Genomic DNA, 17125 nt, shown 5'->3' on the forward strand with positions numbered 1-17125 from the left:
ACTCCTTAATTTTTCTTTGTTTCTGTTTTTTCTTCTTTAGTTTGAAAAACTTTAACTTTAGTAGTGCTAATGACACGATTATGCAATTCATAACCATTAGCTATAACTTCAACAATAGTATTATTTTTTACATTTTGATAAGCATTGTTTGTATTATCATTAATAATTTCTACTGCCTCATGTTGGTGAGAATTAAATTGATCTCCAACTTTAGCAGTAATTTCTTTTAAACCTTCTTTACCAAGTGCTTTAATTAATTCTTCATAGATAAATTTAAAACCAACTAGGAAATTTTGAACAGCTGCATTATCAGTTTTAAAGTTTAGTGCTCGTTGGAAATTTAATAAAGTATGAACTAAATCTTTAATAATTTTTTGGTTAGCATATTTAATGTGTTCTTTATTTTGAATTTCTAATTCTTTAATGGTATTTAATCTAGTAGCTAGCATTAATTGCTTTTGTTGTGAATTAATTTTATTAAGTTCTGTTGTTAATTCTTTAATTTTTGTTTCTAATTCGATTTCTTTATTTAATGATATTTTTTCTTCTTCGACACTTACTGGTGTTTCAGTAACAGGAGTTGAAATAGTTGTATCTTTAGTTTCTGTTGCTGATACTTTATCAATGTTATCTTTTTTAGCTTTTGTCATTTTATCATCTCATTTCTATTTAAAGTTTTTAATCAATGTTTGATTAATCCAATTTAGAATTTCAGTTAGTTTTTCATATTCTAAACGTTTAGGTCCAACAATTGCAATTTGTCCTTGTTCACCATCATGAACTTTAAAAGTAGTAGTAATCATTGCCATATCGTTATTTTCATTACCCAGTTCTTCACCAATTTTAATTTGTAGTTGATTATTATTTAATTCATCAAAATACATTCATGGTGATTGTGATTCAATGAATTTAATAATTGTTTTAACCTTATTAATATCATTAAATTCAGGATTTTCTAACATATATTGAACACCGTGTGTTGTTGATAGTGGTCGTGAGAAATTAATTAAAGTGTTAACAAATCCTTGAATAATATATTCTGATTTTTGTACTTGTTGTTCAAGGATTGGTTTTAATAAATTTACTTTCTCACTAATTTCACTAATTTTAGTGCCAATTAATCTGGTGTTAAAAATATCAATGGCAATTGATAAATCGGTTAATGATGTTTCTTGAATATTAAACATTTTGTTTTGAACATGACCATTACTAGTAATACAAATTGTTAAAGCATTATCATTACTAATCGGTATTAATTCAATTTTTTTTAAAGTATCTTCATTAATATTAGGACCAGTAACAATACTAATCAAATTAGTCATTTCACTTAAAATACTACTAGTTTTATTTAATACTTCGGTAATTACTAAGTTACGGTTATTAAATACTTCTGCTATTTTTGTCTTCAAGATTTCTAGTTCTTGATGTTCACCCATATTCATTAAATTATCAACATAATAGCGATAACCTTTTGTTGAAGGAATACGACCACTAGAGCTATGTGCTTTTTCTAATAATCCTAATGTTTCTAATTCAACACATTCATTACGAATAGTAGCACTAGAAAAATTAATATTGTTATTATTTTCTAAAATAGTTTTGCTACCAATTGGTAATCCTGTTTTAATATATTTTTCAACAATGATTTTTAAAATTTGTGATTGTCTGTTACTTAACATTGTTCACCACCTTTTTTAGCATTCATTAACATTGAATGCCAATACTTATATAATTATAACTGAGAGTGTAATAATATCAAGACTTAATTGAATTTTATTTTTTTACTGAGAATAAACATATTGTCTTTATTGATAGTAATTACCATTCGTTTGTGGGGTATTAGTTCTTCTTTAATAATAGCTTGTGCGATAATAGTTTCAATATAGTGTTGAATATAGCGTTTAATCGGTCGTGCGCCATATTCTTCATCATAAGCATCTTTTAGTATTTTATTAACTACTTCTGATTCATAAGATAATTGTAAATTTTTTTCTTGTCTTAATCGCAATAATAAAGTATCTAATTCTTTAATAATAATTTCTGTTATTACTTTTTTACTTAATGGATTGAAGATAACAATTTCATCAATTCGATTAATAAATTCTGGTCGAAATGATTTTTTTAAGATATTTAATGCTTGCTCTTTGCTGTTATCTTTACCACTTAATAGTTCTTGTGAACCAAGATTTGAAGTCATAATAATTATTGTGTTTTTAAAGTCAATTAAGAGACCATGACTGTCTGTAATTCTACCTTCATCAAGAATTTGTAATAAAATATTTAATACTTCAGGATGGGCTTTTTCGATTTCATCAAAAAGAATGATACTATAAGGATTTCTTCTTACTTTTTCGGTTAATTGTCCACCGTTTTCATAACCAACATAGCCAGGAGGTGAACCTAGTAATTTGCTAACTGCGTGTTTTTCCATAAATTCTGACATATCAATACGAACCATATTTTTTTCGCTATCAAATAAAATATCAGCCAAGGTTCTAGCAACTTCAGTTTTTCCAACACCGGTTGGACCCAAGAAAATAAATGAACCAATTGGGCGATTGGGATCTTTAATGCCAGCACGAGCTCTAATTAAAGCATCGCTTACCAACTGTAGGGCATTACTTTGACCTTTAATTCTCGTATTTAAAGTTAAGGGTAATTTTAATAATTTTTCTTTTTCAGTTGCTAATAAACGAGTAACAGGAATGCCAGTTCATTTTGCAACAACTTTTGCAATATCTTCACTAGTAACATCTTCGCGTAGTAAAGGATTATCTTTTTTTATATTTTCACTATCTTTAAGTTCTTTTTCTAAGTTGGGAATAATACTATATTGTAGTTCACCAGCTTTTGTAAAATTACCTGATAATTGATACAATTCTAATTCTGATTTAGCATTTTCTAATTTATTTTTTAAACTAGTAATATGGTCTAATGCTGACTTTTCTTTGATTCATTTATCTTCTAATTGTTGTAAAGTATTTTTTTTAGTTTTTAATTGTTTATCGACTTCAATTAGTCTTGTTTGCGAGTTTTCATCTTTTTCTTTGCTTAAGGCTGCTTGTTCAATTTTTAATTGTAAGACTTTTCTTCTTATATCATCTAAATCACTAGGAACCGAAGCAATTTCAGTTTTAATACTAGCACAAGCTTCATCAATTAAGTCAATTGCTTTATCAGGTAAGTAACGATCATTAATATATTTATTAGATAGATACACAGCTTCTCTTAATGCACTATCATGAATTTTTACACCATGATAAGCTTCAAAACGTTCTTTTAAACCACGTAAGATAGCAGTTGTATCTTCTGTTGTTGGTTCTTTAATAATCATCTTACGAAATCTTCGTTCAAGGGCTGCATCTTTTTCAATGTATTGACGATATTCGTCAAGTGTTGTGGCACCAATACAACGTAGTTCACCACGTGCTAACATTGGTTTTAGTAAATTAGAAGCATCCATTGAACCTTGTGTTCTACCAGCACCAACAATTAAATGTAGTTCATCAATAAATAAAATAATTTTTCCATTAGAATTTTTAATTTGGTTAATAACCGCTTTTAATCGTTCTTCAAACTCACCTTGGAATTTAGCGCCAGCAATTAGTGCTCCCATATCTAGTTCATAAATAATTTTATCTTTTAAGTTACTAGGAACATCACCACGAACAATACGTTGGGCTAAACCTTCAATAATAGCAGTCTTACCAATACCAGGTAAACCGATTAAGACGGGGTTGTTTTTAGTTTTTCGTGAGAGTATTTCTTCTACTTTACGAATATCTTCATCACGTCCAATAATAGGATCCATTTTTCCTGTTTTAGCTTGTACAATTAGATTACGAGCAAATTTATCAATAATTTTAGGATCATTACTATAGTTAGGGATTTCATTTAATTGCATAATGTCACTCCTCTTTTTAGCACTATAATTACTTGATTGCTAATAATATTAATATACTAACAAATAAAATTAGCAGTTTCAAGTAGTAACTGCTAATTTTATATTTAATTGAATTAGGGATAAGTATTTTCAATTAAAGAAACTTAATATAATATTAATATTTGTGATAGATCTTGTAGGTATTTTAGATCTTAAATATATATTTCTCGTGTAAATAATATATGCTAAATTGTAAAGGTAAGTGCAACTAAATTATTTTTCTATCCAAATATTCGATTGGTGAAAGATAATTTAGTATTTTTCTCGGTCTTTGATTTAAAGACAATATAAATTTATGAACTTCATTTTTATTAGTTTTTGAAAAAATAAATTTTTTAGGAAATTTTTCTCTAATTAAACCATTAGTATTTTCATTAGTACCTCTTTGTCAATTTGAAAATTCTTTGCCAAGATCAAAAGTAATAGTTTTAACAATGTTTTTAGGAAGAATTGATAAATAATAACTGACATTTTTATTAATAACTTTAGTAGTTCTTTTTTTAACTAATATTGCTAAAGTAAATCGTGATACTCTTTCAACTAAAGTTATTAAACATGATTTGCTTTTACCTCGTGATGATACTATAGTATCTCCTTCTCAATGACCAAGTGTTATACGATCATTAACATTTATATCTCGTTCTTTAATTGATTTACCATTAAACTTGCCACGATTTTCTTTAGATTTTCGTTTTTTACCTTTTCTTCTTAAATTTTTACTAGTAACTTTATCAAGCATTCCAAAATAAATTCAAGTATAAATTGTTTTAAAACTAATAACTCACTCTTTATGAAAATTTTTAATTCTGCCATAAATTTGTTCAGATGATCAACCTAATAGTAATTTTTGTTGTACATATTTTACTAAATTCTTATTTTTAAACTTATGAAAACTAATATGTGATTGTTTTCGATTTTCAGCTTTATTTTGTGCAATTAATGAAAAATCATGATTATTATCTTTATTTCTATTAATTTCTCGAATAATAGTACTAATACTTCGATTAAGATTTTTAGCTATTTCACTAATTTTAAATTTAAATTTCAATTGATTCTCAATATAAATCCTTTCATCTATGCCAAGATGTTTATAACTCATATAAAAACTCCTTACTTTTTTCTAAACTAAATTTAGCATTATGAAATTTTTATATGAGAATTTTTTGCAATTTTATTTACTTGCACTTACAAGTATAATTCAGTATATATCATATTTTTAAAAGAATTGATATACTAATTACATAATTGCTAGATAAAAATAAATAATAGTAATTTAATAACTTTTAAATATTAAATTTATAAGGAAATATTATGAAACAATTTAAACAAAAATTAATTTTATTACTTAGTGCTAGCAGTTTATTAGTAACCTCAGTATTAAGTATTAGTTTTAATAATAAAAATCATCAAACTAGTAATAGTAAAGTTAGCGGCTTTCATATTACTGTTAAGTCATCAAATCGTAACTTAGTTAATAGTATTAAATCTTGAAATAATGATTCACAATATTTATATAATAATGTTAAAAGTACACCATTAAATGTTAATTTTGATAGTTATGATCAAATTATTAATAATGATTGAACACATAGTAATATTGAAACCAATGATATTATTAATGATCAAGGTTATAGTCAATTAAAAAGTATTATTAATGATAATAGTAGTTATTTTAAAAATGCACAAGGTTTTCTTACTGCGGGTGCTTTTGGTCATACTTTTAATGAAAAAAGTAATAATTTAATTTTATAATATCATCAAACAATTAAAGAAAGTATTGATGCAGGACTTTTTGCAACAATATATGAAGCAAGTGACATTAATACTTTAATGGAAGTTCCATATAATTTACAACCAAGTACTAATTTTCAAAAATCTAATTTTGAAACGCGTGCTAAAATATTTCCAATTGGACCATTTGCAAATACTAAGGATAGTTTTAGTAATGAAATATTTGTTTTTTATGTGCATCCTCCTTTTAAAAAATCAGGATTAGAAATTTCTATTAATAATGAAAACAGAGAAATGAAAAAAAATGTTAAAACTAATAGTAATAAAACTTTTGACTATGCTATTTTAAACCAAGATTATAGTAAAAATAAGCCCACTATATATAATGTTAAATGAAACGATAGTGATGGTAGTACTGTTTTAAGACAAGAAACACTTACTATTAATAGTTCTATGCCAGACATTCAAGTTATTAATGAAAAAGAAGTTAATTCTTCATTAATTCATCAATATTTTATTAATGATGAAAAAAATAGTAATTTACAAATGATTGCTTTTAGTCAAATTAAATCAGAAGCTGTTATTACTGCTAATGTTAGTGAAGATAAATGAATATATCAGCGTGTTGATGATAATCTTGTTCCACAAGAAGAAAAGGTAACACCTATTTCAAATCAACCATTAAAAACATATCAATCTGAAGATCATACTATTTATTACAAAGAATAGTAAATGATAAAGTTGATAGTTCTTCAAGACAATATTTAAATATTTATAATATTAATCCTTTATCAACTAAGTTTTCTGGTTTTACTAATTTTGCTAATAGTCAATCTGGTATTGATTTTAATCAGTATTTACAAGAAACCACTAATATAGATTGTGCAATTGATGTACTAAATCCAGGTCAATTACGTTATTGATTATTGTTTTATGAGCACGATTTAATTACTCATTTATATGCTAATGTTAAACATGATGAAAAAAATAAAAATAACCCTTTTGCCTTACCAGAAATAAAACTAAAAACGACAACTTTAATTAATAATTGAAATATTATAATTATTGGTAGTACTTTTTTATTAGTTATTATTGCTATTCCAGTAGTTATAGCAATAATAAGAAGAAAGAAAATTAAAAAGTAAGCAGTTTGGGGTAAGTCTAGTCATTATAGATATAGTTTACTAAATTTTAAACATATAGATAGTATAAAAATTTATGTAATATTGATAAAAATAATTAAATTTTCTATACTAAATATAGAAAATATGATATTATTTTTTTAAAAATTAATATAAGTTTTAAACTCATTACTTATTCAAAAGTAAATGAGTTTTTTTTATTTTTTTTAAAAAAGGAGAAGTTAATAATGACTTGATTAGAAGTAGAAAAGGCAATTGCAGATTTAGATGAAAGACAAAAAGATGAAACTAATTTTATATTAGTTGATAGTAATTATCATCCAGAAATGACTAAGAAAAAATACAAATACTGAAAAAAATTTAAAACAAAGCATTCAACAACAGCAAAAACATTAAAAATTATTTGTGCGTCTACTAAAGGACTTGTTAAGGGGGCTTATGAAGGGATTCCTGAAGGTGCTGTTAGAGGTACTATTGTTGGTGCTGGTGGTGTTTTGGTTACAACTTTTTTTGTATCTCCACCTGCCGGCATTATTGTTGCAGGAGCTGCTGTTGCTGGTGGTGTTACTTATGCAGTTGTTAAAGGTAGTCATGTAGCTATTATAAAGGGAAAAGTAGCAGCAAAAAAATTTGATGAAAAGAAAAAAGTACAAAAACAAGATTTAGAAGAAGCACAAAAACACGCAATAAATTCTAATACAGATTTACAAAATAAAACAAAAACTAAATCAAAAAAATCAATTAATTTATAGGATAGGTAATTTTTAATTTCATTAAATTGTGGAAAACTATTTTTATTTTAAATTTTTGTATTAAAATAAGTGTTATTTAATAAATATAAATCTTATTTAATTATTGATAAAAGCATGTTAAAATTGTAAATAATTATATTATAGAAGAGGATAAGTATGGAAAATAAAAACCAAGAAGTTAATTTTGAAAATAATAGTGAAAATACATTTCCAAGAACTAAGTTTTTGATAAGTGTTGGCTATTTAATAATACAAGTATTAATTCCAGGAATTATTCTTTTTTTTACTACTAGTACTGATTTTACTTTTACTTTTAAATTACCTTTTTGAATAATGGTACTTTCTAGTTTAAGTTTAATCATATTTACTTTTATTATAACCTTTATTACATATAAGTTAAAATTACATCAATTAGATCAATTTACATATAGTATTCCATTTGCTTTTGTTTTATCATTATTTTATTTGTCAGGATACTTTTTAACTCCTCAACAAATTTTAATAAGTTTTATTATTTCAATCGCTGGTGCTGTTATTGGTATTTTTTTAACGAGTATTATTTTATGATTAGTATTAAGAAAAAAACAAAAAAAATCATATATTAAGTTATAATAAGTGATATAAATCTAAAAAAATAAAACGAAAAAAAGGCGCGTAATATATGTTACACACCTTTTTAAATATATGTTTTTTATTTACTGTATAAAAATTATTCAATATCTAATTCTCATACATTTGTAATTGTTCCAGCAAATAGTTTTTTATCAACTATTAATGATGAATATACTGAAGCATTTAATTCATATTTGTTTTTTACTTGACTAAAGCTTGAATCATGTTCATAAACATTATTATTATCAGTTGTAGCATATATTTTGTTATTTAAATCTTCTATTGATAAAGAAAAAATTTTACCATCTTTCAAATTAATTTTTTCTGTTATTTCATTTTTGATTAAATCATACTGATAAATTTTGTCTTCTGTTGCTAATATTAATTCAGTATCAGATAGTGCTTTAATATCAAAAATAATATTACTTTTATTTTTAAAATCATATTTTAATTTATGGGTTTTAGTTTCTAAATCAATTTCTCATAATTTTCCTTCACTAGTGCCAGCGTATATTTTATTTTCTGTAATTTTAACTAGGGCATTTACATCACCTCAATCGTCAAAACGATATTTTTTAGTATTACCAGTATTAATATCTAATTCATAAACATTACCAATACCAGTACCAACATATAACTTATCTTTTGAACCTTCAATTAAAGTTTTAGAATCATACTTATCACCAAATCCAATGAATTTCTTTTCTGCAGTTTCAGTTTCTAAATCAATTTCTCAAATTGTATTTGTTATTGTACCAACATATACTTTACCATTTGATGCTTTAATTAAACTATTTATACGTTCTTCATTTAATTGATATTTATTGATTTTTGTATTATTAGTAAAATCAATCTCTCAAATATTTCCGTTCTCTGTTGCAGCAAATATTATACTATCTGAGATTTGAAGAAATTTATTTATTTTTCCATCATTTAATTTATATTTATTAGAAATTTGACCTTCACCTATGATAATTGTTAGATTAGTAGTTAAATTTTTAAATTAATCATAATTATAATTAATTTTTGCATCAATAGAACCACTAACTGTGAAGTCTTCATCTTTTAAATCAATTTCTTTATTATTAGTAATTTTGTTTAATGAAAATAAATTATTTTTAAAAGAATTTTTAATTTCAGAAATTAATGAATTTTTAATAAATTCATTAATTGAATCATTTAATTCCATTACTGAACTTTGAAAATTAACTTTTTTTGTATATTTTGTTTCATTAATAGCATCAACAATTTTTTCAGAAGAAGCATTAATATTAATTATTGCTAAATTGTAAAGGTAAGTGCAACTAAATTATTTTTCTATCCAAATATTCGATTGGTGAAAGATAATTTAGTATTTTTCTCGGTCTTTGATTTAAAGACAATATAAATTTATGAACTTCATTTTTATTAGTTTTTGAAAAAATAAATTTTTTAGGAAATTTTTCTCTAATTAAACCATTAGTATTTTCATTAGTACCTCTTTGTCAAGGTGAATATGGATTGGCAAAATAAATTTTTACATCTAAATTTTTTTCAAGTTGTTGTCAATTTGAAAATTCTTTGCCACGATCAAAAGTAATAGTTTTAACAATGTTTTTAGGAAGAATTGATAAATAATAACTGACATTTTTATTAATAACTTTAGTAGTTCTGTTTTTAACTAATATTGCTAAAGTAAATCGCGATACTCTTTCAACTAAAGTTATTAAACATGATTTGCTTTTACCTCGTGATGATACTATAGTATCTCCTTCTCAATGACCAAGTGTTATACGATCATTAACATTTATATCTCGTTCTTTAATTGATTTACCATTAAACTTGCCACGATTTTCTTTAGATTTTCGTTTTTTAACTTTTCTTCTTAAATTTTTACTAGTAACTTTATCAAGCATTCCAAAATAAATTCAAGTATAAATTGTTTTAAAACTAATAACTCACTCTTTATGAAAATTTTTAATTCTGCCATAAATTTGTTCAGGTGATCAACCTAATAGTAATTTTTGTTGTACATATTTTACTAAATTCTTATTTTTAAACTTATGAAAACTAATATGTGATTGTTTTCGATTTTCAGCTTTATTTTGTGCAATTAATGAAAAATAATGATTATTATCTTTATTTCTATTAATTTCTCGAATAATAGTACTAATACTTCGATTAAGATTTTTAGCTATTTCACTAATTTTAAATTTAAATTTCAATTGATTCTCAATATAAATCCTTTCATCTATGCCAAGATGTTTATAACTCATATAAAAACTCCTTACTTTTTTCTAAACTAAATTTAGCATTATGAAATTTTTATATGAGAATTTTTTGCAATTTTATTTACTTGCACTTACAAGTATAATTCAGCATTTGGTTTTATATAAATTTATAATCTTAATTTTGATTTCAAAATTTGTTGTTTTATTAGAAATTTTATTTCGGGATTTATGAATAAAACCAACTTTACCTTCTCTATTGAAAATTTGAATTAATTGGTTAATTCTTCTAATAGTTAGGTTAAGTTTATTCTTAGCTTGATGTTTAGATAATTTATTAATAATAATGTCATTTATAATATTAAACTTATATTTTTCTTTCATAGTCATGCTTCTTTCCGTATTTATCACCAAGTATATTTAACTTTACTTTTGGGAAATTTTTGCTCGATAACTAATAGGAAATTATCACTAAATAATGACATAATTCTAAATTTTGTATTGCTTTTAATAAAAAATACTTTATAATATTTAAGACTGTTTATGCAGTTTCAACCGCTCTACTTTAGGTTAACAAGTGATTTATTCCACCTATAAGGCGAGTCTAAACTGGAGGTAATAAGAAAAATGTTTGTAGTTATTCAAACAGGAGGAAAACAAATTAATGTTTCCTATGGTCAAGAAATTTTTGTTGAAAAACTTGTTGGCAAAGCTAAAGATAAAATTATTTTTGACAAAATATTGATGATTGATCAACAATTCGGTAAACCTTTCCTAAAAGGTGCTGAAGTTCATGGTGAGATTATTAAACAAGATAAATCAAAAAAGATTCGAGTGTTTAAATATAAACCTAAGAAAAATTCAAAAACAATGTATGGACACCGTCAGCCATATACAAAGGTATTAATTACTGATATTTTAATTGCTGGTAAAAGTCTTGTTGATAAGAAGGCAGAACAATCAAAACCAGTAATTAAAGATGAAGTAAAAAAAGAAGTAATTTCTGAAGTAGTAACTCCTATTATTAAAGAGCCAAAATCAGTAGTTAGTAAAGTAAAAAAAGAACTTACAAAAGAAAAAGTTGTTAAAACTAAATCAGTTGTTAAGGATAATATTACAGAACCAGATAACACTAAAACTGTTGTTAGTGAAGGTAATTTAAAAACTATTTTTGATCATAAAAATATGACTGTTAAAGTTGTGAAAGAAGATGATGAAAATAATAAAAAATAATTTAAGGTAATATCAAATTATGGTTAAAGTTACTTATAATTACCAAAATAGTAACATTGTAGAAGTTATAATTACTGGTCATGCTAATTTTTCAAAAATTGGAAATGATATTGTTTGTGCAGGGATTTCAGCCATTGTTATTGGTACATTAAATGCACTTCATGAACTTGATAATAATCAAGTTCAAGTAATTAATAATACTGCTGGATTAGTTAAACTTAAAGTTGCTAGTTTCACTAATAATAGTCAAATCATTTTAAAAACAATGCTTTGACAATTAAAAACTATTAAAGAACAATATCCAAAATATATTAACATAAAGGAGGTGTAATTATGTTTTATAAATTAAATTTACAATTATTTGCTTCAAAAAAAGGAGTGGGTTCAACTCGTAATGGTCGTGATTCACATTCTAAACGTTTAGGTGCTAAAATTGGTGATGGACAAAGTTTAAAAGAGGGAACAATTATTTATCGTCAACGTGGAACTAAAATTCACCCTGGTGAAAATGTAGGACGTGGTGATGATGATACCTTATTTGCTTTAAAATCAGGAATTGTTAAGTATACTATTTTTAAAAAAAATAAAACACGAGTTTCAGTTATACTTGATAAAAAGTAAAAATAAATTTTTAATAATAAAAACCTATTTTCAATGCTATCATATTTTGAAGATAGGTTTTGTTTGTTTATTTTATGTTTAATGATATGATAGGAGAAAATAATGAAACATATTACTTTAATAATTACTGGTAGTATTGCAGCAAACAAAGCCTTAATTTTATTAAAACAATTAAAAAAAGAATTTTTAGTTGATATTATTTGTACTAAAAGTTCTTTACATTTTCTAGAAGATAAAACATTTTCTTATTATTCTGAAATGTTTGAACAAGAATCATATGTTAAAGGAGATTTAATTACTCACACTAATTTAGCAATTAAAACAAATTTAATTGTTGTTTATCCTGCTACTATGAGTTTTATTAGTAAAGCAAATTTAGCAATTGCTGATAGTTTAGCATTATCAGTATTTTTAGCTTCCAAAGCAGAAAAGATATTATTTCCAGCAATGAATCATAATATGTATCACAATCAAAGTTTTCAAAAAAATTTATTAGAATTATCTAATTTTGAAAATATTACTATTATTCCTCCAGATTCAGGAATGTTAGCCTGTAAGATGATTGGTGATGGACGGGTTAAAAGTCCAGATAATGCATTAACAATAATTAAAGATTTTTTTAAAAAAAGTATTGATTTATCTAATAAAAAAATTTTAATTAATATTGGTCGTACTAGAACTTATATTGATCCAATTCGTTATATTACTAATAATTCTTCAGGAAAAATGGGTAAAGCATTAGTAGATGCTTTTCTTAAAACTAACGCTAAAGTAGTATTAGTTGCAGGTGATTGTGATTTTGAAATTAAATCGCAAAAAAACCTAACTATTATTGAAGCAAATACTAATGAAAAAATGTTCTTAGCAATGAAAGAAAACTTTGATAATGCTGATATTGTAATATGTGCTGCTGCTTTAAATGATTATAAAGTAAGTAAATATATTCCTAATAAAATAATTAAAAATAAAAACGAAAATTTATCTTTATCACTGATTGCTAATATTGATGTATTGGCATTTTTAGGTAAGCAGAAAACAAAACAAGTTTTAATTGGTTTTGCTGCTCAAGAATTTAATGATAAAAATCTTGGTATCGAAAAAATGAAAATTAAAAATTGTGATGGTATTTTTATTAATAATATTAGTGTTATGGGTAAAAATGAAACAGAAATTAATTTTTATTTTAAAAATAATAATTATAATTTAATTGGTTCAAAAGTGGAAGTTGCTAAGCAGATAGTTGATATTATAAGTAAGAATATTTTAAATTATTAATATAATAAAAATAGAATTTATTGCTTTAATATTTTTTCCTAACAATAGATTATTTTAAAAAAATATTTATATAGCTAACTTTATTATAAAAAATGAACAATATGATATTTTAATGTTAAATATATATTGTTAATTTTTTATAATAAAATTTGAATATGTAATTAATTTGTATCAATAAATATATAAGAAAAGGTTATATATTTAAGTGTTTTTTTAATTTAAAGGTACACATTCAAGTAAAAAGTCTCTAATTTTTTGGGAGCGTACCGAAGATGTCGATAAATAAAAATTTTTAAAAATAACTCCTTTCTTTTTTAAACTATTAAATTAAAAAATAAATGACAAAAGACGAGAATAAAATTCTTGTCTTTTTTTGTAATTGTAAAATTGTAAAATTTTTAATAACCGTCTTTAGCACTATTATCAACACGTGTTAGGGAAATAAAAAAGTGAACTACAACATAGTTGTTAAAAATAGTAGCTAGCATGTGGACTTGCATGGATAAATAAAAAGTGGAGTGATACCTAATAAAATATACTAACCAGAAATGGTAATTCTTGGGGTGGGAGCGAATTGGAAACTAGTATATATAGACCCGGAGTGGGGACCAACTATTATTCTTTATTTAACCAACCTTGCCACTACCAAGTGAGCAAGTGTTGGTTTTATTTTTTATTTTTTTTTGAAAAATTTTTGGGCGAGAAAATAAATTTCAAACTTGTAAAAAAAATTGAGCGGGACCGGTTCAATTAAAATATTAATTTGCTAAACGCAAATTAAATAAATATTGAATCGAATGCCTCAATGTTTTTTAAAATTTCACAATTTATTTTTGAGCCCAGAATTGCTGGAATGAATAAAACAAATAGTAGTATTATTAATAATCTAAGAATAAAAATATATGTTCTTTATGCTAGAAGCAACAGAACATATTAGGAAAGGATTATTATGCAAATAGAATTTAAAAAAGAACAAATTGTTAAAGATAAACCACCATCTATTCTTATTGATTATGTTGAATATAAATTATCTCTTCCAAAATGAATGATTAAAAATAATTCTTTTATTGTTGATAACAGTTGCACATATTGAGTTTTTAATTTAGAAAATATTAAAAAAGAATTAAGTGGTAATGAATTAATAAAGTTATTAGAACCATATATTAAAGACCAAAAAATAACTGTTAATAAACCAACTGCTCCAAAATAATATTATCTTAATGATATAAAACTTGAACAATTAACATTTTATGAACAGCATAATAGTTGATTTATGGGTGAAATAACAGATAACAAAACTAAAATTACTAATCCTTGTTTTAAATATAACATTACGTGAGAAGAAAACAGAAAAGGTTTTAAAATAAATAATCCATATAAACATGATGATTTACCAATTAATTATATAGTTACTTCTTATAAGGAAATTTCAACTCATAATGAAAAAGTATTTTTGTTGAACATGTAAACAAAATAAATTAGATTATTTATTCTTTAATACTAATGATATAAAAACAAGAAAATATTTTTTAAGAGATAAAAATAGTAAAGCAATTTGTTATGACTGTATTTTAAATATTAGGTTAAGTAGGAGGTATAAATATGAATAAAGAAAAAATACTTGAATATCTTAAAGATGAATGAGAATGAAATAAAGAAATGAGAGACGATGAAAAAGTAACTAAACTTTGAAAAAGTTGTTTTAATGGAAGATTAAATCTTATATCTCAATTAAATCAAAAAATTAAAAATGGTGAATTTGATTAATAATGCAATATGACTTAATTATTGGGATTGACCCCGCTGGTATTGGTAATAATGGAATTGTTATATATTCAAATGAAACAAATAGGATTATTTATACAGAAACATTCAACACAACACATGTTTTTGAAAGTAAAAATCGTTATAAAAGAATATTATCAATAATCAAAGAACAATTTTTTGAAAACAAAATATTAGTTATTGTAGAAAATTTCTTTTTAAGTTCAAAACAATTATTAACTAATCCATTAGCAACTCCTAAAATTATTGGTTCATTAATGGTATTAGTACAAGATGTTTTCAACTGAGATTATCTAGAAAACCAACCAAAAAATAAAAATAAAATAACAAATTATAAAGGAAATATAAAATTAACAAAACATGAACAAGATGCATATAAACACATTCAATACTATTTAAGGAATTATAAAAATGAAAGATAAAGCCAATTATGTCAAATTAACAGTAAAACTAAGTAACACTATTGAAGCAAAATATTACGAAAAAGGTAATAAAGAATTATATTATAGTGTTCGTGGTCAATGAAATGGTTTAAACTATGTTACTTTAATTTTTAATAATCCAAAATTTTATAACCGATGTATTTTATTAAACAAAAACGATGAAATTATTGTCACTGGTCAAATTTTTAATACTTTAAACATTCCTAAAATCGTGTATTTTGTTCAATTAATGTTAAATGATTTAAAAAATGAAAAGAGTAAAAAATGATATGATGAGAAATTTTATTAATAGCACCAATATTAATAACAAGTATAACACTAATAATATTTTTAATATTTATTATTAAAGAATTAAAAAATGAATATAAAGTATTAAAAATATTAAGTGAAATTGCTAATCAAATTGAAAATAAGGAGAATAAATAATGAAATGTTTTCTTTGCATGCATGGAGAAATATATTCTCCAAAAACCTTGTATAAAATAAAAAAATTGAAAAAAATAATTTACCAAGATAGAGATATTGATAGTGAAGATTTTAAGAAAAGATATGAATATCTTTTAAAAAAATTAGGTGATGGTGATAATCAAATTATTTCAATAAATTTCTTAATAAAGCAAGAAAGAAATAATAGAAAGGAGAATAAATAATGAATAAAGAAGTATGTTGTGAAGATTGTTGTGTATGTGATAAAAAACATGATTTATTTACTTGCGAAAAAAACTGCTGAGAAATGTATGTGAACATTGTTATCAAGGTGATAAAGAACATAGAAATAAAGTTGATGAAATTAATAAATCAAGACATAAAAATTGTATTAATAAAGAAAGATTTATGCAATATCTTAAAAACACATATCGCTTAAACGGATATTATGAAGAAGTTTATAAACCAATTAAAACCAGAATTAAAGACCGGTGATTTGATAATGACTAATTATTTACTTTCAATTGACCCAAGTATTAAAAATACTGGATTTACTTTATGAAAAAAAGTTTATTTACATGATAAATATGATTTTTGAAATTGAAAACCAATATTTGTTAAAAGTTATAATTTAAAAGAATATGATGGACAAAGAAAATTTTATTGAGATATAAAAGTTAATGATAATGAATTGGATTTAATTATTGAACGTGGTACTTTTAATTCAAAAAATGGTATTGGTTATGAAACTCAAGAACATTTACGTGGTTTTATTGCAGGACAATTTAATAAATTATTAACAAAAGATATGTTAATAAGTCCAAGTGAATGAAAGAAATGATATGAACGTTATGACCCACCTATTTTTTGATTAAGACCTTGAGATAAAGAACTAAGTATATATGTTGCTGAAGAAATTATTAAAGAAATAATTGAAATATAAAAATATCAAATC

Annotated in this window: 25 protein-coding genes, 2 pseudogenes and 1 other annotated feature; of the genes and pseudogenes, 19 read left to right on the plus strand and 8 right to left on the minus strand. The window is 23.8% G+C overall.

The window, feature by feature from the left end; genetic code table 4:
- Nucleotides 1-5 precede the first annotated feature (5 nt).
- The 4 genes from AAHM79_RS07805 to AAHM79_RS07820 all read right to left on the minus strand — a co-directional run bounded on the left by AAHM79_RS07805 (nucleotide 6) and on the right by AAHM79_RS07820 (nucleotide 5042).
- Nucleotides 6-650 (minus strand): nucleotide exchange factor GrpE, encoded by a 645-nt coding sequence (locus AAHM79_RS07805; protein ID WP_338957498.1) that lies wholly within the window; start codon nucleotides 648-650, stop codon nucleotides 6-8.
- Between the two features lie 15 nt (nucleotides 651-665).
- Complete coding sequence (gene hrcA, locus AAHM79_RS07810; RefSeq protein WP_342257566.1) at nucleotides 666-1679, minus strand: heat-inducible transcriptional repressor HrcA; 1014 nt, start codon at nucleotides 1677-1679, stop codon at nucleotides 666-668.
- 83 nt (nucleotides 1680-1762) lie between these two features.
- Complete coding sequence (locus AAHM79_RS07815; protein WP_342257567.1) at nucleotides 1763-3904, minus strand: ATP-dependent Clp protease ATP-binding subunit; 2142 nt, start codon at nucleotides 3902-3904, stop codon at nucleotides 1763-1765.
- A gap of 247 nt (nucleotides 3905-4151) precedes the next feature.
- A complete protein-coding gene (locus tag AAHM79_RS07820; RefSeq protein ID WP_342257568.1) occupies nucleotides 4152-5042 on the minus strand; it encodes an IS30 family transposase in 891 nt (296 codons plus the stop codon).
- A gap of 212 nt (nucleotides 5043-5254) precedes the next feature.
- On the opposite strand from AAHM79_RS07820, the gene AAHM79_RS07825 reads away from it, so the two are divergent.
- From AAHM79_RS07825 to AAHM79_RS07845, 5 genes are all read left to right on the plus strand, one after another.
- Entirely contained in the window at nucleotides 5255-5695 is a 441-nt protein-coding gene (locus tag AAHM79_RS07825; protein ID WP_342257569.1) for a hypothetical protein, read from the plus strand.
- Nucleotides 5696-5773: 78 nt separating this feature from the next.
- A complete protein-coding gene (locus AAHM79_RS07830; RefSeq protein ID WP_342257570.1) occupies nucleotides 5774-6403 on the plus strand; it encodes a hypothetical protein in 630 nt (209 codons plus the stop codon).
- Nucleotides 6404-6600: 197 nt separating this feature from the next.
- On the plus strand, nucleotides 6601-6819 hold the full coding sequence (locus AAHM79_RS07835) for a hypothetical protein (RefSeq protein ID WP_342257571.1): 219 nt from the start codon (nucleotides 6601-6603) through the stop codon (nucleotides 6817-6819).
- Nucleotides 6820-7043: 224 nt separating this feature from the next.
- On the plus strand, nucleotides 7044-7568 hold the full coding sequence (locus AAHM79_RS07840; protein ID WP_342257572.1) for a hypothetical protein: 525 nt from the start codon (nucleotides 7044-7046) through the stop codon (nucleotides 7566-7568).
- 156 nt (nucleotides 7569-7724) lie between these two features.
- Nucleotides 7725-8180 (plus strand): DxFTY motif-containing membrane protein, encoded by a 456-nt coding sequence (locus tag AAHM79_RS07845; protein WP_342257573.1) that lies wholly within the window; start codon nucleotides 7725-7727, stop codon nucleotides 8178-8180.
- 97 nt (nucleotides 8181-8277) lie between these two features.
- On the opposite strand, the gene AAHM79_RS07850 is transcribed toward AAHM79_RS07845, so the two are convergent.
- The 4 genes and pseudogenes from AAHM79_RS07850 to AAHM79_RS07865 form a co-directional block, all read right to left on the minus strand.
- The gene (locus AAHM79_RS07850; protein WP_342257574.1) at nucleotides 8278-8493 is read right to left on the minus strand and encodes a hypothetical protein; all 216 of its coding nucleotides are present in this window, start codon (nucleotides 8491-8493) and stop codon (nucleotides 8278-8280) included.
- A gap of 690 nt (nucleotides 8494-9183) precedes the next feature.
- Complete coding sequence (locus AAHM79_RS07855; RefSeq protein WP_342257575.1) at nucleotides 9184-9369, minus strand: hypothetical protein; 186 nt, start codon at nucleotides 9367-9369, stop codon at nucleotides 9184-9186.
- A gap of 115 nt (nucleotides 9370-9484) precedes the next feature.
- Nucleotides 9485-10435, minus strand: a complete 951-nt coding sequence (locus AAHM79_RS07860; RefSeq protein WP_342257576.1) for an IS30 family transposase — start codon at nucleotides 10433-10435, stop codon at nucleotides 9485-9487.
- 105 nt (nucleotides 10436-10540) lie between these two features.
- Nucleotides 10541-10777, minus strand: a pseudogene (locus AAHM79_RS07865) (ISNCY family transposase); the annotation flags it as partial.
- A gap of 153 nt (nucleotides 10778-10930) precedes the next feature.
- Nucleotides 10931-11003, plus strand: a sequence feature (ribosomal protein L21 leader region).
- A gap of 11 nt (nucleotides 11004-11014) precedes the next feature.
- On the opposite strand from AAHM79_RS07865, the pseudogene rplU reads away from it, so the two are divergent.
- The 14 genes and pseudogenes from rplU to AAHM79_RS07935 form a co-directional block, all read left to right on the plus strand.
- A pseudogene (gene rplU / locus AAHM79_RS09685) lies at nucleotides 11015-11305 on the plus strand (50S ribosomal protein L21); the annotation flags it as partial.
- 334 nt (nucleotides 11306-11639) lie between these two features.
- Complete coding sequence (locus AAHM79_RS07875) at nucleotides 11640-11951, plus strand: ribosomal-processing cysteine protease Prp (RefSeq protein WP_281748879.1); 312 nt, start codon at nucleotides 11640-11642, stop codon at nucleotides 11949-11951.
- A 2-nt stretch (nucleotides 11952-11953) separates the two neighbouring features.
- Entirely contained in the window at nucleotides 11954-12241 is a 288-nt protein-coding gene (rpmA, locus tag AAHM79_RS07880) for a 50S ribosomal protein L27 (protein WP_338976131.1), read from the plus strand.
- Between the two features lie 102 nt (nucleotides 12242-12343).
- Complete coding sequence (gene coaBC / locus AAHM79_RS07885) at nucleotides 12344-13516, plus strand: bifunctional phosphopantothenoylcysteine decarboxylase/phosphopantothenate--cysteine ligase CoaBC (RefSeq protein WP_342257579.1); 1173 nt, start codon at nucleotides 12344-12346, stop codon at nucleotides 13514-13516.
- Between the two features lie 805 nt (nucleotides 13517-14321).
- Nucleotides 14322-14453 (plus strand): hypothetical protein, encoded by a 132-nt coding sequence (locus AAHM79_RS07890; RefSeq protein WP_338958910.1) that lies wholly within the window; start codon nucleotides 14322-14324, stop codon nucleotides 14451-14453.
- Between the two features lie 12 nt (nucleotides 14454-14465).
- Nucleotides 14466-14726 (plus strand): hypothetical protein, encoded by a 261-nt coding sequence (locus AAHM79_RS07895; protein ID WP_342257313.1) that lies wholly within the window; start codon nucleotides 14466-14468, stop codon nucleotides 14724-14726.
- A gap of 63 nt (nucleotides 14727-14789) precedes the next feature.
- Nucleotides 14790-14984 carry a hypothetical protein gene (locus tag AAHM79_RS07900; RefSeq protein ID WP_342257314.1) on the plus strand — a complete coding sequence of 65 codons (195 nt, stop codon included), beginning with the start codon at nucleotides 14790-14792 and terminating at the stop codon, nucleotides 14982-14984.
- A 134-nt stretch (nucleotides 14985-15118) separates the two neighbouring features.
- Entirely contained in the window at nucleotides 15119-15283 is a 165-nt protein-coding gene (locus tag AAHM79_RS07905; RefSeq protein ID WP_338957566.1) for a hypothetical protein, read from the plus strand.
- Nucleotides 15284-15285: 2 nt separating this feature from the next.
- Nucleotides 15286-15723 carry a hypothetical protein gene (locus AAHM79_RS07910; RefSeq protein WP_338957565.1) on the plus strand — a complete coding sequence of 146 codons (438 nt, stop codon included), beginning with the start codon at nucleotides 15286-15288 and terminating at the stop codon, nucleotides 15721-15723.
- On the plus strand, nucleotides 15713-16033 hold the full coding sequence (locus AAHM79_RS07915; RefSeq protein WP_342257315.1) for a hypothetical protein: 321 nt from the start codon (nucleotides 15713-15715) through the stop codon (nucleotides 16031-16033). Before AAHM79_RS07910 ends, AAHM79_RS07915 begins: the two co-directional genes overlap by 11 nt.
- On the plus strand, nucleotides 16009-16170 hold the full coding sequence (locus AAHM79_RS07920; RefSeq protein WP_338957563.1) for a hypothetical protein: 162 nt from the start codon (nucleotides 16009-16011) through the stop codon (nucleotides 16168-16170). Before AAHM79_RS07915 ends, AAHM79_RS07920 begins: the two co-directional genes overlap by 25 nt.
- Before the next feature lie 17 nt (nucleotides 16171-16187).
- Nucleotides 16188-16394, plus strand: a complete 207-nt coding sequence (locus AAHM79_RS07925) for a hypothetical protein (protein WP_342257224.1) — start codon at nucleotides 16188-16190, stop codon at nucleotides 16392-16394.
- 61 nt (nucleotides 16395-16455) lie between these two features.
- A complete protein-coding gene (locus tag AAHM79_RS07930) occupies nucleotides 16456-16680 on the plus strand; it encodes a hypothetical protein (RefSeq protein WP_342257317.1) in 225 nt (74 codons plus the stop codon).
- The gene (locus AAHM79_RS07935; RefSeq protein ID WP_342257318.1) at nucleotides 16619-17113 is read left to right on the plus strand and encodes a hypothetical protein; all 495 of its coding nucleotides are present in this window, start codon (nucleotides 16619-16621) and stop codon (nucleotides 17111-17113) included. Before AAHM79_RS07930 ends, AAHM79_RS07935 begins: the two co-directional genes overlap by 62 nt.
- Nucleotides 17114-17125: the final 12 nt, after the last annotated feature.

The sequence above is a fragment of the Spiroplasma endosymbiont of Nomada ruficornis genome (assembly GCF_964030795.1).
Lineage (GTDB): Bacteria > Bacillota_I > Bacilli_A > Mycoplasmatales > VBWQ01 > Spiroplasma_E > Spiroplasma_E ixodetis_A.